The sequence below is a fragment of the Streptomyces sp. NPDC058092 genome, assembly GCF_042884935.1.
Classification (GTDB): domain Bacteria; phylum Actinomycetota; class Actinomycetes; order Streptomycetales; family Streptomycetaceae; genus Streptomyces.
Window position 1 is genome coordinate 43,358 of sequence record NZ_JBHVSY010000007.1, and the last position, 25,179, is coordinate 68,536.

At 69.8% G+C, this 25,179-nt stretch carries 18 protein-coding genes and 1 pseudogene; 16 read left to right on the plus strand and 3 right to left on the minus strand.

Annotation, left to right across the window (positions count from 1 at the left end; translation table 11 throughout):
* Positions 1 to 235: 235 nt before the first annotated feature.
* Positions 236 to 1,942, plus strand: a complete 1,707-nt coding sequence (locus ACFVV1_RS13750) for an MFS transporter (RefSeq protein ID WP_389989160.1) — start codon at positions 236 to 238, stop codon at positions 1,940 to 1,942.
* Between the two features lie 73 nt (positions 1,943 to 2,015).
* Positions 2,016 to 3,227 carry an acyl-CoA dehydrogenase family protein gene (locus ACFVV1_RS13755; protein ID WP_389989162.1) on the plus strand — a complete coding sequence of 404 codons (1,212 nt, stop codon included), beginning with the start codon at positions 2,016 to 2,018 and terminating at the stop codon, positions 3,225 to 3,227.
* A gap of 22 nt (positions 3,228 to 3,249) precedes the next feature.
* Here ACFVV1_RS13755 and ACFVV1_RS13760 read toward each other — a convergent pair whose 3' ends face one another.
* Positions 3,250 to 3,693: a cell division protein SepF gene (locus tag ACFVV1_RS13760; RefSeq protein WP_389989164.1), complete on the minus strand. Its 444-nt coding sequence runs from the start codon at positions 3,691 to 3,693 to the stop codon at positions 3,250 to 3,252.
* A 366-nt stretch (positions 3,694 to 4,059) separates the two neighbouring features.
* Here ACFVV1_RS13760 and ACFVV1_RS13765 point away from each other — a divergent pair.
* A pseudogene (locus tag ACFVV1_RS13765) lies at positions 4,060 to 4,726 on the plus strand (DUF5685 family protein); the annotation flags it as partial.
* 41 nt (positions 4,727 to 4,767) lie between these two features.
* Here the strand turns inward: ACFVV1_RS13765 and ACFVV1_RS13770 are convergent.
* Positions 4,768 to 5,712, minus strand: coding sequence for an ABC transporter substrate-binding protein (locus ACFVV1_RS13770; protein WP_389989166.1), 945 nt, complete (start codon positions 5,710 to 5,712; stop codon positions 4,768 to 4,770).
* A gap of 466 nt (positions 5,713 to 6,178) precedes the next feature.
* Here ACFVV1_RS13770 and ACFVV1_RS13775 point away from each other — a divergent pair, with 466 nt between their 5' ends.
* The 8 genes from ACFVV1_RS13775 to ACFVV1_RS13810 all read left to right on the plus strand — a co-directional run bounded on the left by ACFVV1_RS13775 (position 6,179) and on the right by ACFVV1_RS13810 (position 14,970).
* Entirely contained in the window at positions 6,179 to 7,048 is an 870-nt protein-coding gene (locus ACFVV1_RS13775; protein WP_389989167.1) for an amino acid ABC transporter permease, read from the plus strand.
* Positions 7,045 to 8,901, plus strand: a complete 1,857-nt coding sequence (locus ACFVV1_RS13780) for an FAD/NAD(P)-binding protein (protein WP_389989169.1) — start codon at positions 7,045 to 7,047, stop codon at positions 8,899 to 8,901. The genes ACFVV1_RS13775 and ACFVV1_RS13780 overlap by 4 nt, the downstream gene beginning before the upstream one ends.
* Before the next feature lie 162 nt (positions 8,902 to 9,063).
* Positions 9,064 to 9,816 carry an amino acid ABC transporter ATP-binding protein gene (locus ACFVV1_RS13785; protein WP_389989592.1) on the plus strand — a complete coding sequence of 251 codons (753 nt, stop codon included), beginning with the start codon at positions 9,064 to 9,066 and terminating at the stop codon, positions 9,814 to 9,816.
* A 92-nt stretch (positions 9,817 to 9,908) separates the two neighbouring features.
* Positions 9,909 to 10,976 carry an LLM class flavin-dependent oxidoreductase gene (locus ACFVV1_RS13790; protein ID WP_389989171.1) on the plus strand — a complete coding sequence of 356 codons (1,068 nt, stop codon included), beginning with the start codon at positions 9,909 to 9,911 and terminating at the stop codon, positions 10,974 to 10,976.
* A complete protein-coding gene (locus ACFVV1_RS13795) occupies positions 10,973 to 12,313 on the plus strand; it encodes an NtaA/DmoA family FMN-dependent monooxygenase (RefSeq protein WP_389989173.1) in 1,341 nt (446 codons plus the stop codon). The genes ACFVV1_RS13790 and ACFVV1_RS13795 overlap by 4 nt, the downstream gene beginning before the upstream one ends.
* Before the next feature lie 4 nt (positions 12,314 to 12,317).
* Positions 12,318 to 13,133 carry a DUF1684 domain-containing protein gene (locus tag ACFVV1_RS13800; protein WP_389989175.1) on the plus strand — a complete coding sequence of 272 codons (816 nt, stop codon included), beginning with the start codon at positions 12,318 to 12,320 and terminating at the stop codon, positions 13,131 to 13,133.
* 250 nt (positions 13,134 to 13,383) lie between these two features.
* A complete protein-coding gene (locus ACFVV1_RS13805) occupies positions 13,384 to 14,283 on the plus strand; it encodes a S1 family peptidase (RefSeq protein ID WP_389989177.1) in 900 nt (299 codons plus the stop codon).
* Between the two features lie 210 nt (positions 14,284 to 14,493).
* On the plus strand, positions 14,494 to 14,970 hold the full coding sequence (locus tag ACFVV1_RS13810; protein ID WP_389989179.1) for a hypothetical protein: 477 nt from the start codon (positions 14,494 to 14,496) through the stop codon (positions 14,968 to 14,970).
* Between the two features lie 68 nt (positions 14,971 to 15,038).
* Here the strand turns inward: ACFVV1_RS13810 and ACFVV1_RS13815 are convergent, their stop codons facing one another.
* Positions 15,039 to 15,965: a DUF4231 domain-containing protein gene (locus ACFVV1_RS13815; protein WP_389989181.1), complete on the minus strand. Its 927-nt coding sequence runs from the start codon at positions 15,963 to 15,965 to the stop codon at positions 15,039 to 15,041.
* A gap of 238 nt (positions 15,966 to 16,203) precedes the next feature.
* Between ACFVV1_RS13815 and ACFVV1_RS13820 the strand changes: the two genes are divergently transcribed.
* The 5 genes from ACFVV1_RS13820 to fxsT all read left to right on the plus strand — a co-directional run bounded on the left by ACFVV1_RS13820 (position 16,204) and on the right by fxsT (position 25,133).
* On the plus strand, positions 16,204 to 16,920 hold the full coding sequence (locus ACFVV1_RS13820; protein WP_389989183.1) for a hypothetical protein: 717 nt from the start codon (positions 16,204 to 16,206) through the stop codon (positions 16,918 to 16,920).
* Positions 16,921 to 17,215: 295 nt separating this feature from the next.
* A complete protein-coding gene (locus tag ACFVV1_RS13825; RefSeq protein ID WP_389989185.1) occupies positions 17,216 to 17,380 on the plus strand; it encodes an FXSXX-COOH protein in 165 nt (54 codons plus the stop codon).
* Between the two features lie 30 nt (positions 17,381 to 17,410).
* Positions 17,411 to 19,645, plus strand: coding sequence for a radical SAM/SPASM protein FxsBH, inactivated beta-hydroxylase extension form (fxsBH, locus tag ACFVV1_RS13830; protein ID WP_389989187.1), 2,235 nt, complete (start codon positions 17,411 to 17,413; stop codon positions 19,643 to 19,645).
* Positions 19,646 to 19,855: 210 nt separating this feature from the next.
* Complete coding sequence (gene fsxC / locus ACFVV1_RS13835) at positions 19,856 to 21,211, plus strand: FxsC protein (protein WP_389989594.1); 1,356 nt, start codon at positions 19,856 to 19,858, stop codon at positions 21,209 to 21,211.
* The gene (gene fxsT, locus ACFVV1_RS13840; protein ID WP_389989189.1) at positions 21,195 to 25,133 is read left to right on the plus strand and encodes an FxSxx-COOH system tetratricopeptide repeat protein; all 3,939 of its coding nucleotides are present in this window, start codon (positions 21,195 to 21,197) and stop codon (positions 25,131 to 25,133) included. Before fsxC ends, fxsT begins: the two co-directional genes overlap by 17 nt.
* The last annotated feature ends 46 nt before the right edge of the window (positions 25,134 to 25,179 follow it).

Below are 25,179 nucleotides of genomic sequence, written 5' to 3' on the forward strand. Positions count from 1 at the left end.
TGCCGGGTGCGGAGGGTCGTCCTCGCAGGTCCGAGGGGTCCGGAGGCGGCGGCGCGGCGTGGCGTACGCCACACTTCACGGGTCATCGAGGTATGAGGTGGACCACGTGTGAGTGCTCCGAACTCGCGTACGCTGACGGATCACTCGCCCGTCGATGCCGGGCCCCGGGAGGCAGCGAAACGCTGCGTTCCCGGCTGGCCCGCCGAGCGCGAGGGACCTTTTGGGAGGTACATGCATGTCCGGGACGACCACAGCCCGATTCCGGCTGCGCTCAGCAGCCGACGGTGCCAACCGATGGGTCGTCCTCGTCGTTCTCTGCCTCAGTCTGCTGCTTGTCGCGCTCGATGCGACCGTGCTCCACGTCGCCGTCCCCGCCGTCACCGAGGACCTGCGGCCCAGCGCCGTCGGGCTGCTCTGGATCGTGGACGCCTATCCGCTGGTCTGTGCCTCGCTGCTGATCCTTTTCGGCACCCTGGGTGACCGGGTCGGCCGGCGCCGCATCCTGCTGCTCGGCTATGCCCTCTTCGGTGTGGCCTCCGCGGTCGCGGCGCTGGCCGACAGTCCAGGCGTGCTGATAGCGGCCCGCGCCCTGCTCGGTGTCGGCGGCGCGATGATCATGCCCGCGACGCTGTCGATCCTCCGCCAGGTCTTCCCCGACCGGCGCGAGCGGGCCGTGGCGATCGGTGTCTGGACCGCGGTCGCCGCCGTCGGCGCCGCCACCGGACCTGTCATAGGCGGCTTCCTCGTCGAGCACTTCTGGTGGGGCTCGGTCTTTCTGATCAATGTCCCGCTGATGGCCCTGGTCCTGCCGGTCGGCCGCCTGCTGCTGCCCGAGTCGCGCGGCAGCGACGACGGCCCGTGGGATGTGCTCGGTGCGCTGACGGCTGCGGCCGGAGTGCTCGGTGTCGTCCTCGGGGTGAAGCGGGCGGGCACCGGCGAGGGGCTGCTGAGCCCGGCCACGCTGGCCCCGCTGCTGATCGGGGTCGTACTGCTCATCGCCTTCGTACGCCGTCAGAAGCGCCGTACGTATCCGCTGATCGACATCGGGATGTTCACCAGGCCCACCTTCTCCACGGCGGTGGGCTGCATCGTCCTCGCGATGCTCGCCCTGGTCGGGCTGGAACTGATAGCCGTGCAGTACCTCCAGCTCGTCCTCGGCCTGAGCCCGCTGGAGACCGGACTGCGGCTGCTGCCGCTCACCTTCGCGGCCATGGCCGCGGGCGCCACCGGCTCGTACACGCTGCGCCGCATCGGGCCGCGCCGGATGGTCGGCTGGGGCTTCGTGCTCACGGCCGCCGCGGTGCTGGTCCTGACGGCGATGGGGCAGCACGACCGGCCCGGCCTGCTGACCGCGGCCTTCGTCGCACTCGGCTTCGGGCTCCAGTCCACGCTCTTCGGGGCGTACGAATCCATGCTCAGCGAGGCACCGGCCGACCGGGCGGGCGGAGCGGCGGCGATAGGGGAGACCTCGTACCAGTTGGGCGCGGGGATGGGGATCGCCCTGCTCGGCAGCGTCATGAACGCCGCCTACACCCCCGGACTCGCGAAACTTCCCGCAGAGGGTGTTCCCGCCGGGGACGGCGCGGCTGCCGCCCACTCGCTCGGCGAGGCCTACCAGGTGGCGGACCGGCTGGGCGGTCCGCTGGGCGAGGCGCTGCGCTCCACGGCCCGCCATTCCTTCATCACCGGGCTGCACGTCACGTTGCTGGTCAGCGCGGCTCTGCTGCTGATCGGGGCGCTCGCCGCGCTGCGGCTGCCACGGATGATGGAGTGTCTGTCGCCGGTTCTCCGCGAACCCCGCGAGGCCGACGCGAGCGAGGCGCCGGAGCTCCACGGCCCGCAGGAGGCGCCCGGCGCAGGCTGTGCGCAGCGACCGCTCCCGATACCCGCCCGGCGCCGGCGACCCGCCGGGGCGACTGGCTCTGGACGGGCGGGACACTGAGCCGTAACGTCGGTACGACGCCATAACTAACACCGCTAGTTTTAGCATCGTGCGAGCCGCCGGAGGCACCCTCATGTCCACCACTCCGTCCTCGAAGCTCCCGCCCTTCGACCCCGCCGACCCGATCGGCATCGATGATCTGCTCAGCGCCGAGGACCTCGCGATCCGCGACACCGTCCGCGACTGGGCCACCGACCGGGTCCTGCCGCACATCGCCGAGTGGTACGAGAACGGCGAGCTGCCCGGCATCCGCGAACTGGCCCGCGAACTCGGGTCGCTCGGCGCCCTCGGCATGTCCCTCCAGGGATACGGCTGTGCGGGCGCCACCGCCGTCCAGTACGGACTGGCCTGCCTGGAACTCGAAGCGGCGGACTCGGGAATCCGCTCCCTCGTCTCCGTACAGGGATCGCTCGCCATGTACGCCATCCACCGCTTCGGCTCCGAGGAGCAGCGGCAGCAGTGGCTGCCGGGCATGGCGGCCGGCGAGATCATCGGCTGCTTCGGCCTCACCGAGCCGGACCACGGCTCCGACCCGGCCGGGATGCGGACGTACGCCAAGCGCGACGGCGAGGACTGGGTGCTCACCGGCCGCAAGATGTGGATCACCAACGGCTCGGTCGCCGGTGTCGCCGTCGTCTGGGCGCAGACCGACGAGGGCGGTGCGGGCGGCGGAATCCGCGGCTTCGTCGTGCCGGCCGGCACCCCGGGCTTCTCGGCGCCCGAGATCAAGCACAAGTGGTCCCTGCGCGCCTCGGTCACCAGCGAGCTGGTCCTCGACGAGGTGCGGCTGCCGGCCGATGCCGTACTCCCCGGGGTCACCGGTCTGCGCGGTCCGCTCAGCTGTCTCAGCCATGCCCGTTACGGCATCGTCTGGGGAGCCATGGGTGCGGCGCGCGCCAGCTTCGAGGCGGCCCTCGACTATGCGAGGACCCGTGAGCAGTTCGGCAGGCCGATCGGCGGCTTCCAGCTCACCCAGGCCAAGCTCGCGGACATGGCCGTGGAACTGCACAAGGGCATCCTGCTCGCCCACCATCTGGGACTGCGGATGGACGCGGGCAGGCTCCGTCCGGAGCAGGTCAGTTTCGGAAAGCTCAACAATGTGCGGGAGGCGATCGAGATCTGCCGTACCTCGCGCACGATCCTCGGTGCCAACGGGATCTCGCTGGAGTACCCGGTGATGCGCCATGCGACGAATCTGGAGTCGGTGCTCACCTACGAGGGGACCGTGGAGATGCACCAGCTGGTGCTGGGCAAGGCGCTCACCGGTCTCGACGCGTTCCGGTAGACCGGTCCGGCGAGCGCCCTGCTCAGCTCTGGTTGAAGAAGCCGTCGGCCGGCCGGCCGACGGCTTCGCCGTTGACCACCTGGGTGTCGGCCGGGGTCAGCAGGAAGACCCGGGTGGCCACGCGCTCGATCGAGCCGCGCAGGCCGAAGGTCAGCCCCGCGGCGAAGTCCACGACGCGCTTGGCGTCGGTGGGGTCCATGGTCGTGAGGTTGACGATCACCGGGACGCCGTCCCGGAAGAGCTCGCCGATGGCCCGCGCGTCCCGGAAGCTGTCCGGGGTGACGGTGGCGATCCGGCGGCCCGTCTCCTCCGCCGTCTCGGAGGCCACCTGCACCCGGGGGTCGGTCACCCAGGCCTGACCGGTCCCGGTCTGCGCACCCCCGGCGTATTCGTCGTCGTCGTAGTACCGCTCGTCGTTGTCCTCTACGAGGCCCAGCCAGGCACTCGCCTTGCGCACCGATCCCATGGACGCCTCCTCTCACCGCGGTTCCGTGGTGTTCCGCATCTCTTTCGTGTCCCTATGGTCGTCCATGATGCGGATCGTGCGCCAAGTGGATAGTCGGCGCGCAGGGGATTCGTGACGGTACTGGTGCAGAAGATGTGGCGGTTCGTCAAGGTTCCTCCTGTCAGGGGCCTGGAAGAAGGAAAATATGATGCGCCGGTCCGTACGGGTGACGTGGGGGACGTATGGGTGAACGGGGCGCTCGATACGATGCACGTCGTGCGTGCGCACGAGCTCGGCGCACAGGTGAACGACTCCCGGGGGATCGTCCTGTTCGGAATCGTCAGGCCCTGTACGCACCGGTTGTCCGAGGGGCTCAGAACCGAGTGGATGGCCCATCTCTGCGGGCTCTGCCTCGCACTTCGCTCGGACCACGGGCAGTTCGCCCGGATCGTCACGAACTATGACGGCCTGATCGTCTCGGTCCTGACGGAGGCTCAGTCCGAACGCACCACCGGGTGGCGACGCACCGCGGGGCCCTGCCCTTCCCCAAGCTCTCAAGGAGCAGGGGAGACCCCATCCGCGCCATGCGCACCGCGCCGGTCGCCCGCGGCGAGGGCGCCAGGCTGGCCGCCGCCGTCTCCCTGGTGCTGGCATCGGCGAAGGTACGGGACCACGTCGCCGACGGAGACGGCCTGTTGAAGCGCCGCCCGGTCGCCGCCGCCGCGCGCCGGGTCGCCGCGGGGTGGGACCGGGCGGGCGCGCGCACCGGCGCACAGCTCGGCTTCGATACGGCGCTGCTCGTCGACGCCGTCGACCGGCAGACCGGCAGACCGGCATCGAACTGCTCGCCGGCCCCGGCACCCCGCTGCTCACCCTCACCGAGCCGACCGAGACCGCCACCGCAGCCGCCTTCGCCCACACCGCGATACTCCCGGGCAGGCCGCAGAACGCGGAGCCGCTGGCCGAGGCGGGCCGGCTCTTCGGACGCCTTGCCCATCTGCTGGACGCCGTGGAGGACCAGGAAGCTGACGCCGCGTCGGGTGCCTGGAACCCTCCCCCAAGGCCTAAAGGGCCAGGGGGTACGGCCCGGACCGGTCACTTGATCTCGGGCGGCGAGATCTGCGAGGTCCTGATCGCCGACGCGCCGATGCCCCACTTCTTCAGGATCCGGTCGTAGGTGCCGTCCGCCTTGAGACCGTTGACCGCGGCCTGGAACGCGGGCGCCAGCGGGGTGCCCTTCTTGAAGGCGAAGCCGACGTCGAGGCGCTTGAACTCATTGAGGAAGCGCACACCCTCCTGCTGCCGCACCGCGTACCGCAGTCCGTTGATGGTCGACATCACCACATCGCTGCGGCCCTGCTGGAGCGAGCCCCAGACCGCGCCCTGCTCGCTGTAGGTCTTCACCTCGTACGGCTTCCTGCCCGCGTCGGAGCACCGGTGCCGGTTCTCCTCCAGCGTCACCTCGAAGGTGGTGCCCGCGCCGGTGGCCACGGTCAGGCCGCAGAGCTGGACGAGATCGGTGACGTTCTTCAGCTTGCTGTCGTCGCGGACCGCGAAGCCCTGGCCGTCATTGATGTACGTGACGAAGTCGATCGTCCTGCGGCGCTCCTCGGTCACCCCGAAGTTTCCGGTGCCCACGTCGTACTTCCCGCTGCCCAGGGCCGGCAGGATCGCTTCGAAGGAGGCCACCTCGCGCTTCGGCTTCAGCCCGAGCTTCCTGGCCACCGCGTCCGCGAAGTCGATGTCCGTACCGGCCGCCGTCCTCCCGTCCGGGAGGTAGGTGGCACTGGGCGGGTTGCCGATGCTGGAGGCGATGGCCAGGGTGCCGGAGGCGCGGACATCGGCGGGCAGCAGCTTCGCCGCGGCCTCGTCCTTGTGCACCGACGACACGACATCGGCCGTCGGGACCGCTCCCTTGGCGGCCGCGGTCCCGGCGGCGCCGGCCGGTGCGGTCGCCGGATCGCCGGACCCGCACGCGGTGAGAGCGAGAGTGGCGACGGTGATCAGCGCGAAGGCAGCGGTGTGCCGGGTTCGGGGCATGAGGCGTGGTTCTCCAGGGTCGTCGGCCGTGGGAAGGCGCGGCAGCAGGCCCGTGCGGGGAAGCCGCAGAGCCGGAAATCCGCAGAACGAGGGGAGGGGAGGGCGAAGCGATGTTGTGTTACGTGAAGACACGCAGGGAAAAGTGCTCAGGCGCCGCACACGGCGCGAGGCAGAGACATGAGGAACCGCAGGGGGTCAGCTCAACAGGAAGAGGACCACACGCGACCGAAGTCGATGTGGGAGCGCTTGACCAGCCACTGCTGCGAATGCATGGCCCCAGTGGAACAGGCATCCGGTGGTCCGTCAACTGACCTGAGACGTACGACTCACAGTGTGGACAAGCTTGACAACACGCGGCGAACAGCGCTTACCTCGGAGGCGGACCGGCGCTGAGGGGCCCGGTCCACGTTGTGTTTTCGCCGAAGGCACGCCCCGTGTTCGATCTCTGCATCCACGGAGCCTTCGCATGTCCGCGCAGACAGAAACCCTCCCTTCCGCCCTCCCCGCCACCCCACTCACCAAGAGCGACGAGGCCGACCGGCTCCGGATCGTCCCGGTACGCCGAACAGAGCAGTGGGTGGCGGCCGTTGCCGCCCTGGCAGTCCTCGCCCTGGCGCTCAGCTCCGTCATCCGCAACGAAGCCTTCCAATGGGATGTCGTCGCCGACTACGTCACCACCACCGCCGTCCTGCGGGGCCTCGGTCTCACCCTGTGGCTGACGGCGCTGGTCATGGTGCTCGGCTTCGCCCTCGGCACGCTGCTCGCCGTCCTCAGGCTCTCCGGCAACCGCGTTCTGCGGGCGGTCGGTTGGGGATACGTCTGGCTCTTCAGATCCACTCCGATCCTGGTCCAGCTGCTGTTCTGGTTCAACATCGGCGCGCTCTACCCGGAGATCCTCGGCGTCCGTACGGTGAACCTCCTCGGCCCCGTCACGGTCGCCGTCATCGGGCTCACCCTGCACGAGGCCGCCTACGCCGCCGAAGTCGTCCGCGGCGGCATTCTCTCCGTCGAACGCGGACAGATCGAGGCCGCACAGTCGCTCGGCCTCGGCCCCTGGCGCCGGCTCCGCCGGATCGTGCTCCCGCAGGCGATGCGCTCCATCGTCCCGCCCGCCGGGAACATGCTGATCGGCACGCTCAAGGGCACCTCGATCGTCAGCATCATCGCCGTACAGGACCTGCTGTACTCGGTGCAGCTCGTGTACCACCGCACCTACCAGGTCATTCCGCTGCTGCTGGTCGCCACCCTCTGGTACGCCCTCGTCACCTCGCTGCTCAGCCTCGGCCAGCACTACATCGAGCGGCACTACGCGCGCGGCACGGCGGGTGCCCGGTGAGCGGAGCACCGACACTCGTCGTCATCGGCGCCGGACCGCGCGGCACCGGCCTGATCGAGCGCATCGCCGCCAACGCCCCTGACATGTACGAGAGTTTCCCGCTGGACATCCATCTCGTCGATCCGTATCCGCCGGGCGGCGGACGGATCTGGCGGCACGACCAGTCGCCGCTGCTCTGGATGAACTCCATGGCCCAGGACGTCACGATGTTCACCGACGACACGGTCCGGCAGGAAGGTCCGATACGCCCCGGACCCGCGCTCCACACCTGGGCGGCGGACATCCGGGACGGACGTCTCACGCTCCCGGACGAAACCGGCATCGAAGCTGAACTCCTCGCCGAGATAAAGGCGTTGACGGGCAGCGACTTCCCGAGCAGGCGGCTGCAGAGCGTCTATCTGCGCTGGGTGTACGAGCAGGCCGTGGCCGCCCTGCCGAACGGCGTCACCGTCCACCGGCACCGGGGCACGGCTGTGCGCGTCACCGGGTCGCGCGAAGGCCGTCAGCGTGTCTGGCTGGAGGGGGACGAAAGACCACTCCTCGCCGATCTCGTCGTCCTCACCGTCGGCCACCTCGACGCCGAACCGGAGCCCGAACAAGTCGAGTTGACGGACTTCGCGGCCCGGCGCGGGCTCGTCCACCTCCCGCCCGGCTTCACCGCCGACACCGATCTGACCCGCCTGCCCGCAGGCGAACCGGTCATCGTCCGGGGCTTCGGACTCGCCTTCGTCGACCTGATGGTGCTGCTCACCGAAGGACGCGGCGGACGGTACGAGAACGGCGAGTACATGCCGTCCGGCAAGGAACCCGTGCTCCACATCGGCTCGCGCCGGGGCGTCCCGTACCACTCCAAGATCGGCTACGCCTGGCAGGGCGAACGGCCGCCGCTGCCGCGCTTCCTCGGCCCCGACCGCACCGAGGCGCTGCTGAAGACCGACGAACCGGTCGACTTCCGGCGCGATGTGTGGCCCCATGTCGACAAGGAGCTCGGCCATGCCCACTACCACCGGCTCTTCACCGCCCACCCGGAGCGCACGACGGCCGACTGGCCCGACTTCGAGGCGAAGTACGCCGCCGCGGACCCGGCCGGTCCCGAGCTGCGCGCCCTTGTCGCGGCCGCCGTCCCCGACCCCGCCGACCGGCTCGACCTCGAAGCGCTCGACCACCCACTGGAAGGGGTGCGCCATCCCTCGTACGACGCACTCCAACAGGGTGTGCGCGACTACATCACCGCCGACCTGGAACGCCGCCACGACCCGGACCACAGTCCGGACCTCGCCGTCTTCCTCGGACTGCTCTCCGCCTACGGGCAGTTGATCCGGCTCGGCGACATCGGCGGCTGGTGGCACGGCTTCTTCAGCTATCTCGCCTCCGGCCCGCCGGGGCCCCGGCTGCACCAGCTCCTCGCGCTCTCCCGCGCCGGTGTGGTCCGCTTCCTCGGTGCCGGGATGACCGTCGAGGCCGATGAGCGCCACGGCGTCTTCCGGGCCGGCAGCGCCACCGTGCCCGGACAGCGGATCGAGGCCCGCGCCCTGGTCGAGGCCCGGCTGCCGGAACCCTCGCTGGAACGCACCCGCAGCCCGCTGCTCCGGAAGCTGTACGAGGACGGGGCCGCCGCCACCGACACCGGGCTGCTCCGGGTCGACCCCGACGACGGCCGGATCCTGGGGCGCGACGGCCGCCCGCACCCGCGCCGCTTCGCCCTCGGCCCGTTCACCACCGCGCGCGCCGGCGGAGCCTTCACCCGGCCGCGCACCGGCAACCCGGCCTTCCGGCAGAACGACGCCACCGCCCGCACGGCGCTCGCTTTCCTCCGGGACCGCGCCTGTAGCGGCGACCCCTGCTGCGTCTGACCGCCACCCCCGCGCAGAACTCCCCGGCCCACCCCCGTAGCTCAAGGACCCCTCATGTCCCACACCAGAACTCAAGGACCCCTCATGTCCCACACCAGCGATCCACCCATCGGCAAAGCGACAGGACCACATGTCGCCGCCACCACCGGATCCACGGACGCCATGGTCGAGATCCGTTCCGTCCACAAGCGTTTCGGCAGCCTCGAAGTGCTGCGCGGCATCGACCTGTCCGTGCGCACCGGGGAGGTGACCGTCGTCCTCGGCCCGTCCGGTTCCGGCAAATCCACACTGCTGCGCACCATCAACCACCTGGAGAAGGTCGACAGCGGCTGGATCAGCGTCGACGGCACCCTGGTCGGCTACCGCAGGGACGGCGACAAGCTGTACGAGCTCCGCGAGCGCGAGGTCCTGCGGCAGCGCACCCGGATCGGCTTCGTCTTCCAGAGCTTCAACCTCTTCCCGCACCTGACCGTTCTGGAGAACGTCATCGAGGCCCCGGTCGCCGCCCTCGGCCGCCCGAAGAACGAGGCCGTCGCCGCCGCGGAGACGCTCCTCGCCCGGGTCGGGCTGGCCGACAAGGCGGGGGCGTACCCCAAGCAGCTCTCCGGCGGGCAGCAGCAACGGGTCGCCATCGCCCGCGCCCTGGCCCTCGAACCGAAACTGCTGCTCTTCGACGAGCCGACCTCGGCGCTCGACCCCGAGCTGGTCGGTGAAGTCCTCGACGTCATCAAGGACTTGGCGTTCCAGGGCACCACGATGATCGACGTCACCCACGAGATCGGTTTCGCCCGCGAGGTCGCCGACACCGTCGTGTTCATGGACGAGGGCCGGATCGTCGAGCAGGGCGCCCCCGGCGACGTACTCGACCGACCGCAGCACGAACGCACCCGTGCCTTCCTCTCGAAGGTTCTGTGAATCCGGTCCCAGTCCGGATCCCGACCCCCGCACCGGCCCCCGAAAGAGCCCCCAGAGCCCCCAGAGCCTCAGAGCCCCGAGAGGTACCACCCATGCCTGGAACCACACCCCTCCACCTGGCCGTCGAGATCGGCGGCCCGCCCCGCTACGACCCCGAGCACTACATCGGCCTCGCCCGGCTCGCCGAGCGAGGCGCCCTCGACTTCGTCACCCTCGGCGACTCGTTCGCCAGGCCCGGGCTCGACGCGCTCGCCGTGCTCTCCCGGGCCGCGCCCGCGACCGGCCGGATCGGTCTGGTGCCGACCGTCACCACCACCCACACCGAGCCGTTCCATGTGTCGTCCGCCGTGGCCACCCTGGACTGGGTGAGCCGCGGCCGGGCGGGCTGGAATGTCGATGTGTCCACGACCGGGGCCGAGGCCCGGCTCTTCGGCCGGCGCCCGGCGGCGCCCGCCGACGAGCTGTGGCACGAGGCCGGCGAGGCCGCCGACGTGAGCGCCCGGCTCTGGGACAGCTGGGAGGACGACGCCGAGATCCGGGACGTCGCCACCGGACGCTTCATCGACCGCGACAAGCTGCACCACGTCGACTTCGAGGGCGCCTCCTTCTCGGTCCGCGGCCCGGCCATCGTGCCCCGGCCCCCGCAGGGACACCCGGTCACCGTCGTCGACGGAACCGGCGGCCCGGCGAGGGATACCGCGGCCCGGCACGCCGATGTCGTCCTCGTCCGGGCCACCGACCCCGAGCGGGCCGCCGCGATCCGCTCCGATCTGCGCCGGCGCGCCACGGCGTACGGACGCGACCCCGACACGCTCCGGTTCCTGGCCGCGCTCACCGTCGACCTCGGCGACGCCGAGACCGCCCCGGAACCCGGACTGGAGAGCGGACCCCCGCTCGCCGCCGGCGGCTCCTACTACCGGGGCGGCCCGGTCGACCTCGCCGACCTGATCACGCGGTGGCACCGCGGCGCAGCGGTGGACGGCTTCCACCTCACGCCCATCACCCCCGGGCGCGATCTCGAACGGATCGTCAACGGAACCGTGGCCCTGCTCCAGCACCGCAGCCTGTTCCGCACCTTCTACCCGGGCGGCACCCTGCGCGAGCACCTCGGACTGGCCCGCCCCGCCAACCGGTACGCCCTCGAAGGGGGACACGCATGAGCACCGCACCGAGGCAGATGCATCTCGCCGCCCACTTCCCGGGTGTGAACAACACGACTGTCTGGGCGGACCCCCGTTCCCGGAGCCAGATCGACTTCTCCTCCTTCGAACACCTCGCCCGCACCGCGGAACGCGGCATGTTCGACTTCTTCTTCCTCGCGGAGGGGCTGCGGCTGCGCGAGCACAACGGCCGGATCCACGACCTGGACGTGGTCGGCCGCCCCGAATCCCTCACGGTGCTGGCCGCGCTGGCGACCGTCACCGAACGGCTCGGCCTCGCCGCCACTGTCAACGCCACCTTCAACGAGCCGTACGAACTGGCCCGGCGCCTCGCCACCCTCGACCACCTCAGCGACGGCCGGGCCGCCTGGAACGTCGTCACCTCCTCGGACGCCTTCACCGGGGAGAACTTCCGGCGCGGCGGCTATCTCGACCGGGCCGACCTCCCCCAAGTTCTCGGCTCCGCTCGAACAGGGGGGACCCCCTACACCAGGGCCGCCGAGTTCGTCGCCACCGCCCGCGAACTGTGGGACACCTGGACGCCCGACGGCACCTCGCGCCCGTTCGCACACCACGGGCAGCACTTCGGCATCGAGGGGGAGTTCACCGTCCCGCGCTCCCCGCAGGGCCAGCCGGTCGTCATCCAGGCCGGGGACTCCCCGGAGGGCCGCGAGTTCGCCGCGTCCGCCGCCGATGTCGTCTTCACCCGGCACGGCACCCTGGAGGCGGGCCGCACCTTCTACGCCGACGTCAAGGCGCGGCTGGCGAAGTACGGCCGGGGCCCCGACGAACTGAAGATCATGCCCGGGGTCACCTTCGTACTCGGCGACACCGACGCCGAAGCCCAGGAGAGGGCGGCCGAGATCCGGCTCCAGCAGATCTCCCCGCAGAACGCGCTGCTGGCCCTGGAACTGGTCTGGGGCCGTGACCTGTCCTCCTACGACCCCGACGGTCCGCTCCCCGGGATCGACCCGGACCCCGGATCCTCGCTGGTCCAGGGCCGGGTCAGGCACGGCGACCCGCTCGCGGTCGCGGCCCGCTGGCGTGCGGTGTCGGAGGAGAAGGGCCTGTCCATCCGGCAGACAGTCATCGAGACGACCGGGCGGCAGTCCTTCATCGGCAGCCCGCGGACGGTCGCGGCGCAGCTGACGGAGTTCGTGGCCGCCGACGCCGCCGACGGCTTCATCGTCGTACCGCATCTCACCCCCGGCGGCCTGGACGACTTCGTCGACCGGGTCGTCCCGCTCCTCCAGGAGCGCGGTGTATTCCGCTCCGAATACGCCGGTCCCACGCTGCGGTCGCATCTCGGGCTCGCCGAGCCGGTATGGAAGGCTTGAGCGCATGAGTACGGACGCACAGCAGCCGCCCGGTTCCGAGCAGGCGGCGCAGGACTGGAAACACTGGCACGAGGCGCGCACCGCCACGGTCGCCGCACCGTACGGACCGCTCTCCCTCACCGGCACCCACTGGCTCTCCGACTACCCGGACGGTCACATTCCGGGAGTGCCCGGGCAGTGGCGGGAGGACGGCGAGGAGCTGGTGCTCAGCGCCGCCGCCGCGGACGGCCTGACCGTCGACGGCAAGCCCTTCACCGGCCAGGTCCGCCTCACCGCCGACCGCGGCCCGATCGACGCTTCCCGTGTCGCGCACGGCGAGCGGCGGCTGGTCGTGCTGAGCCGCGAAGGGCTCTGGGCGATACGGGACTTCGACCCGGACTCCGCCGCGCGGCGCGCCTTTTGGACCATCGAGGCCACCCCGTACGACCCCCGCTGGGCGCTGCCGGGCACCTTCCGCCCGTACGACACCGCCCGTACGATCCGGGTCGAGAACGCCGACGGTGTCGAGCGGGGCCTCGGACTCGGCGGTGAGATCGCGTTCGAGGTCGACGGTACGGAGTACACGCTGCAGGTCGCGGTCGAGCCCGACGGCTCGCTCTGGGCGGTCTTCGCAGATGCCACCAGTGGGAACAGCAGCTACCGCTTCCGGTTCCTGCGGCCCGCTGCCCCGTCCGAGGACGGCAGTGTGACGGTCGACCTCAACCGCGCGCTGCTGCCGCCCTGCGCCTTCGCGGACCACTTCATCTGCCCCTTCCCGCCGCCCGGCAACACCCTCCCCATCGCAGTCGAGGCGGGCGAGCGGAACCGTATCGACAGCTGACGCACCGCCATTTCGCCCCGGACAACGGCCCCGGCAGCCCATGTGCTGCCGGGGCCGCCCCGTGAGCCCAGCAAGTTCAGGCCAGAAGGCCCTCTTGCGCCACAAGTTGACGCCTTGAATACTCCCGATCAGCGCTTGTCAGGAGCACGGCATTCCGGAACGCAGGCATGCCGCCGTGCGAACGACTGCGCCTCACGGGTCCGACCACCCCACAGGCGGACCCCCGAATTCCTTTCGGGAGGAATGAAAAGTGAGGATCAAGCGCACCACCCCCCTCAGCGGCACCGCAAGACGCAGCAGGGCCGTCGCCATCGCCGCAGGCCTGGTCGCCGTCGCCGCGCTCGCCGTCCCCACGGCCCAAGCCGACACCGCCACCACGTTCAGCGCCAAACAGCTCTCCGCCGCGAGCGACGCCGTGCTCGGCGCCGATGTCGCGGGGACCGCCTGGAGCATCGACCCGGCGACCAGCACCCTCGTGGTCACCGCGGACAGCACGGTCTCGCAGGCCGAGATCAAGCAGATCAAGCAGTCTGTCGGAGCCAACGCCGGCGCCGTGCGGATCGAGCGCACCGCCGGAAAGCTCAGCAAACTGCTCTCCGGCGGCGACGCGATCTACGCCCCCGGCTGGCGCTGCTCCCTCGGCTTCAACGTCCACAGCGGCAGCACCTACTACTTCCTGACCGCCGGTCACTGCACCGACGGCAACCCGCCCTGGTACACCAACTCCTCGAACACGACCAAGATCGGCCCGACGGTCGGATCCAGCTTCCCGGTCAATGACTACGGCCTGGTGCGGTACGACAATGCCTCGCTCGCCCACCCGGGCACCGTCGGCAGCGTCACCATCACCGGAGCGGCCAACGCCACGGTCGGCATGTCCGTCACCCGCCGCGGTTCCACCACCGGCATCCACAGCGGCAGCGTCACGGGCCTCAACGCCACGGTCAACTACGGCAACGGCGACATCGTCTACGGCATGATCAAGACCAGCGTGTGTGCGGAGCCCGGCGACTCCGGCGGTCCGCTCTACTCCGGTTCGAAGGCCATCGGTCTCACCTCGGGCGGCAGTGGCAACTGCAGCTCCGGTGGCACCACGTACTTCCAGCCGGTCACTGAGGCACTCAGCGCGTACGGGGTCACCCTGAACTGACGCTCCAACACCCCGGTCCGGCCCTGGAACACGCAGTCGACCGAGACGGAGTCCCCGCCCGAATCCTGGGCGGGGACTCCCGCTCACCCCGCGGCTTTTGAGAGAATGTGGGGCAGGTCGGTCAAGCAGGAGCAAACGGGGGCGGATGCAGTGCCTCCCGGAGGGATGCCTCCGGGGACCCCCGCAGACACCTCAGGGGGTTCCAGGTCCGTGAAACGCATCGGAGTGACCGGCCATCGCAGCATTCCGGAAGAGGCCCATGCCCATGTGCTGGCCGGGTTACAGGCGGCGCTCTGCGGCTTCGAAGGCTCCCTGGAGGCCCTCTCCAGCCTGGCGGTGGGAGCGGACCAGCTCTTCGCCGATCTGGCCCTGGCCCGCGGCGCGGACCTGACCGTGGTCATCCCCAGTAGCGACTATGAATCCAGTTTCGCCGACGCGACCGAACTCGCCCGCTACCAGGCCCTCAAGAACCGGGCGGTCCGGGAGATCCGGTTGGACTACCCGCACTCCACCGACGAGGCGTACTACGCGGCGGGCGCGTACATCGCCGACCACTGCGACCGGCTGCTCGCCGTATGGGACGGAAGGCCGGCCCGGGGCTTCGGCGGCACGGGCGACATCGTGACGTACGCCCGCAACCTGGGCCGCCCGGTGACCGTGATCTGGCGCGAGGGCGTGGAGCGCTGACGCCGACCGGTTCGCGCGGCCGTTCGTACACGACCGGGCGAACCGGCGCCAGGCAACCTGATGTTCCATCACATCTGATGTCGGGCAAGCCAGTCGGTGTGCTGCGGGGAGACGATGCGTTCGGTCTCGAAGACCGCTCGCGGCCACTGCTGCTCCGTCAGGGTGGTCTCCATCGCCACCTGCATCGACTCCAGATCCTGCTCCACCAGCGAGTGCGCCGAAATCAGCGGGTGGTGGCGGCGCATCTCGCTCCACGCCAGACAGGCCGCCGCGGCGGCCGACAGCACTCCCGTCAGGGCGAAGGACTGGGTGACGGAGAACGTCCTCAACAGCGCGAACACCAGGGCGAGCGCCGTCAGTACGGCAATGGTGGTCGACCAGGCCAGGGTGGCCCGCCGGGACACCTCCTGGCGTCTGCGGTACCAACTGCGCTGCTCGATCAGCCGGTCCCGTACGTATGTCTCCTTGCGCACGGTGAACGCCTTGTTCCGCAGCTCGCGCATGGAGTCCGTGATCAGCCCGCCCGAATCCGCGGTCAGGTCGCGGGGGTCGGCCCACCCCACCTTGCGGAGCTCCTGAAGGCCCTCTTCGAGGCGGTTCGCGAACATCGCCTCCGGGTGCTGGACGCGGGTGTCGAAAGGTGAGCCGTGCACCGCATAGCGCCAGCACGTCGACTTGATGAACTCCGCTGCGGACCGGTTGAGTTGCCATTGCGACTTTGCTTTGCGACGGGCGGTGAGATACGTCGTGATCAGGACACTCGCATAGGCCAATACACCGATGGCATCGGCGAGTTGAAGCCTGCCGGCCACCTCCGCGTGCCAGGGCACCGCAGCCGGTATCGCGCCCGTGACCAGCAGGATCAGCTGGACGCGGGTGGTGTTCACGGCCTCCCGCTGGCTCGCGATGGCGATCGCGTCCGTGTGGTGGAAGAGCTCCGGCAGATCAGCGTTCCTGAACACCATGCTCTGGAGCGGTCCGGGAATCGCCGTCATGGTCACCCCCGTCTGCAGTTATGGGCATGCTCGTTCGGTGAGTTGGATGGGGGGCATGAGCGTAGAGGTGCGTCGTCGGGCACGGCAATGGACCTGGAGCGTCAACGGCGCTTTTCGGTCCCCGGGAAGGCCCCCTCGTGCGATCCGGGACAGTGTGGCAGTGTGGTCCAACTTACTTTGTGGTGACGCGGGTTGCTGTCCGGCGCGTGTCTCGCGACCAACTGACGGGGGACCGGGGATGAGTGAGGCATACGGCGAGAACGCGGATCCGCTGTCCGGTGCTCAACGACGGATCCGCCGAAGTCCTCTGCTGTTCACCACGCCGCTCGTGCTCCTCGGCCTGCTGACCGCATTGCTCGTCTGGGAGGCGATCCGGGCCAATGTGACGGCCGGGGCGCGGACCGAGTGGCCGTGGCGTCTGCAGCTGATCGACGGGCAGGTGCTGGGAAGTCTGCTGGCGGTCTCGGTGGGGGCCGTACTGGCCCGGGCGCAGTACGCCCGCACGGTCAGGCCGTACCTGGGCTGGCGGGGTGCCTGGGCGAAGGGACTGCTGACGACGGAAGCGCCTGCGTGGCGCGTCGGAATACTCAACGGCGGCCAGCACATGGCTGTGATCGAATCATGGGACACCAGAGTGGTCATGCGGGGTGCGGACGACTCCGCCGACGCGCGGTGGAGCAGCGTGTCCGACACCGTGGCCGAGCTGACCGGGGCCGGATTCGCCGTCGGGGAGGACTTCCGGCTCATCGGGTTCGGCGCAGGGTTCCCCTTGGTAGGAGCCGTAGGAGGCCATGACACGGTGTTGATGGGCGCGTTCTCCGAGTCCTTTGCCCAACGGGTCCAGTCGCTCTACGTGCGTGTCAGGGTCACGGATGTCGTGGGTGACACCCACGAGCGGACCATCGACTGCATGAAGGGCATATGGATCAGCAGGGGCGACGCGGCGGCCGACTGACGCCCTCCCCGGCGTGAGCCGTCCGTACTGTCGCGGGGTGGGACGGGCGGGTCCGGCTTCGTCCTCGACCACCTGCCCCACCTGTGTCTCCCCCGTGTTTCCCCCGACTCGCGCGGCGTGACGAGGCCCGTTCGAGCGAGAAGAGCAAGTCCTGTACGGCACTGGTGTGAAGAGTAGATCACTGCGGTGCAATAGCCGGTTGAGGGGAGTAAAGTCGTGCCGCCGGGCACTGTGGTCGTACAGAAACTGGCTGCTTTTCTCCATCGATCCGGAAAACTCCCCCTCAAGGACGGCCGTGAAGATCTCTGAATCCCCTCGCCCCTTCGCTGTTGCGAAGAACCCGGTGCCGCTCTCCAAGATCGACACCCGCACCGCAGAAGCCACCAGGAAGCTTGGCCGAGTGTTTTCGGCCTCGACCGATCGCCACACCCAGGCGTCGACCTTCAGTTCTGCGCTCTGATTCGCGTTGCATGCTGGCTAGACTGAGGGAATGACAGGACCCCTGGTCCCATTCCGCGAAATTGTGCTCAAAGTGCACAGCAGGTGCGATCTTGCCTGCGATCATTGCTACGTCTACGAACATGCAGATCAGAGTTGGCGTACCCGCCCTAAAGCAATCTCTGACGACGTCATCTTCCGGACAGCTCAGCGCCTGGCCGAGCATGCCAGAACGCATGCGTTGCCCTCCGTGTCAGTGATCCTGCACGGAGGGGAGCCTCTACTGGCGGGCCCCACCCGACTGCGGCGCGTCTGCGAAGAGCTCACCTCTGCCTTCGAAGGCATCGCGGAGCTCGACCTCCGTATCCACACCAACGGACTCCAGCTCAGCCCGCGTTATCTCGATCTCTTCGACGAATTCGGCGTCAGGGTCGGCATCTCCCTCGACGGCGACCGGGCCGCCAACGACCGGCACCGCCGCTACGCCGACGGACGCAGCAGCCACCCCCTGGTTCTCAAGGCCGTCGAACTGCTCCGGCAGGAGCGCTACCGCCATCTCTACCTCGGGCTCCTGTGCACCGTCGACATCGAGAACGACCCGCGCGCGGTTCTCGACGCGCTCGCCGAGCTCGACCCGCCGCTCATCGACTTCCTGCTCCCGCACGCCACCTGGGACGATCCGCCGCCTCGCCCGGACGGATCACCCACCGCCTATGCCGACTGGCTTCTCGCGGTCTTCGACCACTGGCAGGAGCGGGGACGCCCGGTGCCGGTGCGGCTCTTCTCTTCGGTGCTGTCCACGCTGACCGGCGGCCCCAGCCTCACCGAGTCCCTGGGGCTCGCCCCCACCGACCTCGTCGTCGTCGAGACCGACGGCCAGCTGGAGCAGGTCGACTCGCTCAAGAGCGCCTACGAAGGCGCGGCGGCCACCGGATTCGATGTCTTCACCCACGCCTTCGACGAGGTCGCGGCCCACCCCGGGGTGCGGGCCCGCCAGCTCGGACTGGCCGGCGTCAGCGAGACCTGCCGAAAGTGCCCCGTCGTGCGTTCGTGCGGGGGCGGCCTGTACACCCACCGGTACCGTTCCACGGGGCCGTCGGACGTATTCGACAACCCGTCCGTGTACTGCGCCGATCTGGCCGCCCTGGTGCGCGGCATCGAGGCGCGTACGGCGGCGGTACTCGTCGCGCCCGCGGTGACGGAGCCCGCCGAACTGCTCGCCGCCCAGCAGGACCTCACCCGCACCCTGCTCGCCCTGCTGAACGCCGACATCGGACAGCGCGGCGGCGAGCAGTGGGCGGCCGCCTGGGAGCTGGCCGCCACCATCGAGGCGTCCGAGGAGGGGGCCCGCGGCCTGGACGAGGTACTGGCGCACCCGTACACCCGCACCTGGCTGCTCGACGCGATGGAGCTGGTCCACGAGCGGCCCGGGGCCGTGCAGGTGACGCGCCGGATGTCGGCGTGCCTCGCGGCCGCCGTCGTACGGACCGGCCTGGACCTGCCCGCACGGGTGACCTTCTCGGGCGGCCGGATCTTCCTGCCCGGCCTCGGCGAGTTGCGGATCGCGGACGCGGGGGAGGACGGCACGGCGCTCGTGCACGCCACCGAGGACGGCTTCCTCGTCCGGCGGGAAGGCGGCGACGCGGCCGAGCGCCGCATCGTACGGCCGGAGGCGACCGGTCCCGGCTGGCGGCCGTTGCGCCGGATCCCGACGCCCGGTTCGGCGGCCGGCCTCGTGCTCGACGACCTCGACCCGTACCGCGCCTGTTTCTCCCTGCCCGCCGCGGACGCGCTCGACGACCGGGCCGCCGCCGACCTGGCGGCCAGGATCGGCGAGGCCTGGACGCTCATCGAGGCGAAGGCGCCCGGGCGCACCGAGGAGATGGCCGGCCGTCTCACCACCCTCACCCCGCTGACCGGCCTGGCCGCGGCGGAGCCCGCCGTCGGGCGGCACGGATACGGCGCGCTGGGGATTTCCCCGGACGGCAGTTCGGAGGAGCTGGCGTTCGCTCTGCTGCGCGGATTCCGGCGGGCCGAATTGCGGGCACTTGGGGATGTCACGGATCTTTACGCGGCGGACGGCTCCTGGGAACATCGGATGCCCTGGCAGGAAGAACCAGTTCCATTTTCCCGGTTGCTGGCCGACACCTATGAGCGGATGGCGTTGGGGGCTTTCGATCCGCGCTGTCTGGAGGGCGTACCGCAGGCCCTTGACGCTCTGGAAGGTGCCGCCGAACTGACCATCAGTGGGAAACGGCTGCTGGACCGGATGCGGAAAGAGATCTGAGGATCGCATTCCGGTTCGGCCGGGCCGTCCGTACGCACAGGACAACTGGGAGGAACAGGCGCAGACCCGATTCGATCAAGGGATGATCGATGGAACCTGGGAACGTATGACTGAAAATTGGCGTTGAATGACCGAACGCCATGGGGGTGGAGCAACGTCCGCTCCGGAATGATGAATTCGCTCGCATTCACTATCACTCCTCGGGTGCGGGTGCTCACACAGGACGGGGGTCGTGTGCACGCAACGACGCAGCAGCGAGCGGCGGACCATCGACCGTACTTCTTCTTGAGTTATGCGCATACACCGGGGTACGGCGGTGGAACGGACCCCGACATGTGGGTCGAGCGGCTCTTCCAGGATCTCTGCGGCCATGTGATGGCCCTGACCGATCTGCCCGCGGGCGCGCCCGCGGGGTTCATCGACCGCGAGATACGCTCCGGCGAGGGCTGGTCGGAACGGCTCGGTGAGGCGCTCGCCACCTGCCGGGTGTTCGTCCCGCTGTTCTCGCCGCGCTACTTCGCCAGCGAGATGTGCGGCAAGGAGTGGTATGCCTTCGCCCAGCGCGCCATCCACCACCGGGCCCGCTCCAACCAGAGCGCCGAGGCGATCGTTCCGGCGCTCTGGGTGCCCTTACCACCGAGCCAGCTTCCGGGACCGGCCGAGCGATTGCAGTTCAACCACCGCGACTTCGGTGACCGTTACGTCAGTGACGGGCTCTACGGGCTGATCAAACTCAAGCTCTTCGAGGAGGAGTACGAGCGCGCGGTGTACGAACTCGCCAAGCGCATCGTCACAGTCGCCGACACCATAAGGCTCGGCACCGGCCGCCCCGTCGACTACAGGCTGGCCCCCAGCGCCTTCGGCCCGCCGGACAGCGGAGTGGGCGGACCCCGCCCCATGCAGGTGACCATCGCCGCCCCTACGCGGCACGACCTGCCCGAGGGACGCAACGCCGAGTACTACGGCGACAATCCGCAGGACTGGAACCCCTACCACCCGGTCGCCGCCCGCCCCCTGGCCTATGTCGCCCAGGACCTGGTGCGCTCCCTCAACTACCAGGTCACCGTCTCCTCCTTCGACGAGGAGTCCGGCCACCCGGAGGGCAAACAGCCACCCAGCAGACCGGAGATCCTGCTCGTCGACCGCTGGGCCCTGCAGGACGAGGAGCGGCGCAGGCGGCTCGCCGCCTTCGACGCCGAGAACCGCCCCTGGGTGACGATGGTCGTGCCGTGGAACCGCGAGGACCCAGAAAGCAGGGAGTCCGAGGCCGAGTTGACCGAGAAACTCGAACAGACCATGCCGGCCAAGATGCGTCAGGGGCGGGCCTACTGCCGCGTCGCCGCCAAGGGCGTACCCAGCATGGACGCCTTCGGGCGGATCCTGCCGCAGGTGGTCGAAGTAGCGGCCCAGCAGTACCTCAGACATGCGGCGGTCTACCCGCCCGCCACCGGCGGCGGACACACCGAACGGACACGGTTGATGGGGCCGATGGCGCAGACGAACGACATTCCCGAAACACACGACCCTGCGACGGATGCGGAGGACACGGATGACGGCCAGTCGTGACGGGCGCATCGTCACCTTCTACTCGTACAAGGGCGGCACCGGGCGCACCATGGCCCTGGCCAACACCGCCTGGATACTCGCGGCCAACGGAAAACGGGTACTGGCCGTCGACTGGGACCTGGAGGCACCGGGGCTCCACCGGTTCTTCCACCCGTTCCTGGACCCCTCGACCCTCGGTGCCACCACCGGCGTCATCGATCTGATCACCGAGTACGCGTGGGCCGCGACCAGCCCCGTGCAGCGTGCCGACGACTGGCACCGCGACTACGCCCGCATCCAGCCGCACGCCGTGTCCCTCACACCCGAGACCCTCGGCTGGGAGTTCCCGCACGGCGGGATCCTCGACTTCGTCTCCGCCGGCCGGCAGAACCGCGAATACTCCGCGACCGTCTCCACCTTCGACTGGGACAACTTCTACGACCGGCTCGGCGGCGGCCATTTCTTCGACGCCCTGCGCGACGACATGAAGGCCAACTACGACTACGTCCTGATCGACAGCCGGACCGGCCTCAGCGACATCGCCGACATCTGCACCGTCCACCTGCCCGACGTCCTCGTCGACTGCTTCACCCTCAGCGACCAGTCGATCGACGGCGCCGCCTCCGTCGCCCGGCAGATCTCCGAGCGCTACACCGGCCGCCCCATCTCCATCTTCCCCGTCCCGATGCGCATCGACGAGGGCGAGAAGGAGAAGGCCGACGCCGGACGGGCACTGGCCCGGCTGAAGTTCGACCGGCTGCCGCGCGATCTGTCCGGCGACGAACTCACCGCGTACTGGGGTGCGGTGGAGATTCCGTACCGCCCCTACTACGCCTACGAGGAGACCCTCGCCACCTTCGGCGACGAGGCCGGTCTCACCAACTCGCTGCTCTCCGCCTTCGAGCGGCTGACCTCCGTCATCACCGACCAGGAGATCACCTCGATGCCGCCGGTCGGCGAAGAGGTACGGCTGCGCATCCGTGACGCGTTCACCCGGCGCAGGCCCGCGCTGCCCGCCGATCTCTTCCTCAGCTACGTGGCCGAGAACCGGATGTGGGCCGACTGGATCGAATCCGTGCTCACCCGGGCCGGGTTCCGTGTCGTACCGCGCGACGTGTCCGCGGAGCGGGGGACCGGGGAACCGGCGGAGATCACCACCGAGAACGCGACCCGCACCGTGGTGCTGCTCTCCAGCGCCTACCTCAAGTCGCAGCGTGCGGTGAGCCTCTGGGACCGGGCCGTGGCGGAGGACCCCGGCGGCGGCCGGCGCCATCTGCTGCCGCTCAGGGTCGGTGACGTACGGCTGTCCGCGCCCTACATCGACCGCAACCCGGTCGACCTCTTCCGGCTCGACGAGGTGCACGCCACCGCGGCGCTGCTGCGCGCCCTGGACCGGCCCGTACAGCTCACCGACGCCGTGTCGCCCGGACCGCGCTTCCCCGGCACCGTCCCCAGGATCTGGAACGCGCCGCCGCGCAACCCCGGCTTCACCGGCCGTTCCCTGGTCCTGGAGCGGATGCGCGACCAGCTCGGCGGCGGCATGGCCGTCGTGCTGCCGCAGCCGCAGACCCTGTACGGACTCGGCGGCGTCGGCAAGACCCAGGTCGCGCTGGAGTACGTGCACCGCTTCATGGCCGACTACGACCTGGTCTGGTGGATTTCGTCCGAGCAGACCGACGACGTGGTGGCCGCGCTCGCCGAGCTCGCGGTCCGGCTGGGCGCCCAGGGCGGCGACGACATGGCGGCCGCGTCCCAGGAGGCCGTGGACCTGCTGCGGCGCGGTGTGCCCTCGGACCGCTGGCTGCTGGTCTTCGACAACGCCGACGACCCCGAGCGGCTCAGGCGCTACTTCCCGCAGGGTGGCTCCGGACACATCCTGGTCACCTCCCGCAACCAGGCGTGGTCCCAGCACGGCGACGCGCTGCCCGTCGACGTCTTCCTGCGCGAGGAGTCCATCGAACACCTGCAGCGTCGGGCCCCCGGGCTGAGCGACGGGGATGCCGCCCAGGTGGCGACCGCGGTCGGTGACCTGCCGCTCGCCGTCGAACAGGCGGCGGCCTGGATCGCGGAGACCGCCACCCCGATCGACACCTATCTGGAACAGCTGGCGCAGCAGGCCCCCGAGGTCCTGGCTCTCAACCAGCCGGCCGGCTACCCGGAGCCGGTCGCGGCGACCTGGAACATCTCCATCGAGCGGCTGAAGGAGCGCTCGCCTGCCGCGGTGCGGCTGCTTCAGCTCTGTGCCTTCTTCGCGCCCGAGCCGATCTCCGGGAATCTCCTCTACAGCAAGGAGATGATCGACGCGCTGAAGCCGTACGACGCCTCGCTCCAGGAGAAGCTGGTGCTGGGCCGGGTCATCCGGGAGATCGGCCGGTTCGCCCTCGCCAAGGTCGACCAGGTCTCCAACTCCATTCAGGTGCACCGGCTCGTCCAGGCCGTCATCCGGGCACAGCTCAGCGAGCAGGAGCAGCAGGACGCGCGGCATGCCGTTCACCGCATCCTGGCGGGCGCCCGGCCCGACGACGAGAACGAGCCGATCGACAACCCCGCGAGCTGGCCGCAGTTCGCCACGATCTGGCCGCACCTCGGCCCGTCCGACGCCCGCAACTGCAAGGAGCCCGAGGCCCGCAGGCTGCTGATCGACCGGATCCGCTATCTCTGGAAGCGAGGTGACTTCAGGACCGCCGCCGCTTTTGGCGAGGAGCTGCGCGCCCTCTGGAAGGAGACGCTGGGGGAGCGGGACATCCAGTACCTCTACCTCTGTTTCCACCTCGCCAACGTCTACCGTTCGCGTGGCCGTTATGTGGAGGCGAGGGATCTCGACGAGATCACCCTGGCGATGCAGCAGGAGGTCCTGGGCCCGGAGCATCCGCACACGTACATGAGCACCAGCAGCCTCGCGACGGACCTCGGCACGCTCGGTGAGTACACCAGGGCGATCGAGCTGGCGACGGAGGCGACCGACGGCTTCAACCAGATCTTCCACGATTCGCATCCGAGGACCCTGGCGGCGGCCAACAACCTGGCGTTCACCCTGCGGTCCATCGGGCAGTACGCCAGGGCCAGGGAGATCGACCAGGACGTCTTCGACAAGCGGGTCGAGGTACTCGGCGCGGAGCACCCGTACAGCCTCTCCTCGGCCATGAACCTGGCCCGCGACCTGCGTGACGTCGGGCGGTACGAGGATGCGGTCGGCATCCTCAGCCGCACGTACGACAGTTACAAGGCCACGCTCGGCCGGGCCTTCCCCGGCACGCTGAGCGCGGCGAAGAGCCTGGCGGTGTCGCTGCGCCGGGCGGGCAGACTGGAGGACGCCCGCAGGCTCACGGTGGCCACCCGTGCCAGGTACCGGGCCAAGTACACCGCCGCCAACCCGGAGTCGCTGGCCTGTGACCTCAATATGGCGGCCGACCTGTACGCGGCGGGCGAGACCACCGAGGCCAGGAACGCCGCGCAGGAGGTCGTCGACCAGTACATGAAGGTGCCGGGGGAGAAGCACCCGTACACCCTGGCCGCTCTGAACAACCTCGGCGTCTACCAGTTGGGGGCCGGCGAGGTGGAGGAGTCGGAGCGGGTGCTGACCCGGGTGGTCGCGTCGATGCGGGAGGTGTACGGGCCGGAGCACCCCAACACCCTGTTCTGTGTGATGAATCTGGCCAACGCGACGGCCGAGACGGGCAACCTCGACATCGTGCTGGAGACCGAACGGAAGGTGGCCGGACAGCTCAGGCACGTCCTCGGGGCGCACCACCCGGAGACGCTGGCCATGATGTCGAACATGGCCGTCACGCTCGATGCGATGGGGCGCAAGGACGAGGCGATGCGGCTGCGGGCGGAAACGGTCGAGGAGCTGTCCCGGCAGCTCGGCGACGACCATCCGATGAGCCGGATCGCCCGGGACGAGCGCCGGTTCGAGCGCGAACTGGAACCGATGGCGGTATGAGCCGAGGGAGCGTCCGGCCGCCGCCGGACGCTCCCCGTCTCCCGGA

Bases quoted from the DNA above. Each gene is read 5' to 3' on its own strand.
- ACFVV1_RS13755 (WP_389989162.1), top strand. From the start codon at position 2,016: ATGTCCACCACTCCGTCCTCGAAGCTCCCGCCCTTCGACCCCGCCGAC.
- ACFVV1_RS13820 (WP_389989183.1), top strand. From the start codon at position 16,204: ATGAGTGAGGCATACGGCGAGAACGCGGATCCGCTGTCCGGTGCTCAA.
- ACFVV1_RS13785 (WP_389989592.1), top strand. From the start codon at position 9,064: ATGGTCGAGATCCGTTCCGTCCACAAGCGTTTCGGCAGCCTCGAAGTG.
- ACFVV1_RS13815 (WP_389989181.1), bottom strand. From the start codon at position 15,965: ATGACGGCGATTCCCGGACCGCTCCAGAGCATGGTGTTCAGGAACGCT.
- ACFVV1_RS13770 (WP_389989166.1), bottom strand. From the start codon at position 5,712: ATGCCCCGAACCCGGCACACCGCTGCCTTCGCGCTGATCACCGTCGCC.
- ACFVV1_RS13800 (WP_389989175.1), top strand. From the start codon at position 12,318: ATGAGTACGGACGCACAGCAGCCGCCCGGTTCCGAGCAGGCGGCGCAG.
- ACFVV1_RS13795 (WP_389989173.1), top strand. From the start codon at position 10,973: ATGAGCACCGCACCGAGGCAGATGCATCTCGCCGCCCACTTCCCGGGT.
- fxsBH (WP_389989187.1), top strand. From the start codon at position 17,411: ATGACAGGACCCCTGGTCCCATTCCGCGAAATTGTGCTCAAAGTGCAC.
- ACFVV1_RS13775 (WP_389989167.1), top strand. From the start codon at position 6,179: ATGTCCGCGCAGACAGAAACCCTCCCTTCCGCCCTCCCCGCCACCCCA.
- ACFVV1_RS13760 (WP_389989164.1), bottom strand. From the start codon at position 3,693: ATGGGATCGGTGCGCAAGGCGAGTGCCTGGCTGGGCCTCGTAGAGGAC.
- ACFVV1_RS13750 (WP_389989160.1), top strand. From the start codon at position 236: ATGTCCGGGACGACCACAGCCCGATTCCGGCTGCGCTCAGCAGCCGAC.
- fxsT (WP_389989189.1), top strand. From the start codon at position 21,195: ATGACGGCCAGTCGTGACGGGCGCATCGTCACCTTCTACTCGTACAAG.
- ACFVV1_RS13790 (WP_389989171.1), top strand. From the start codon at position 9,909: ATGCCTGGAACCACACCCCTCCACCTGGCCGTCGAGATCGGCGGCCCG.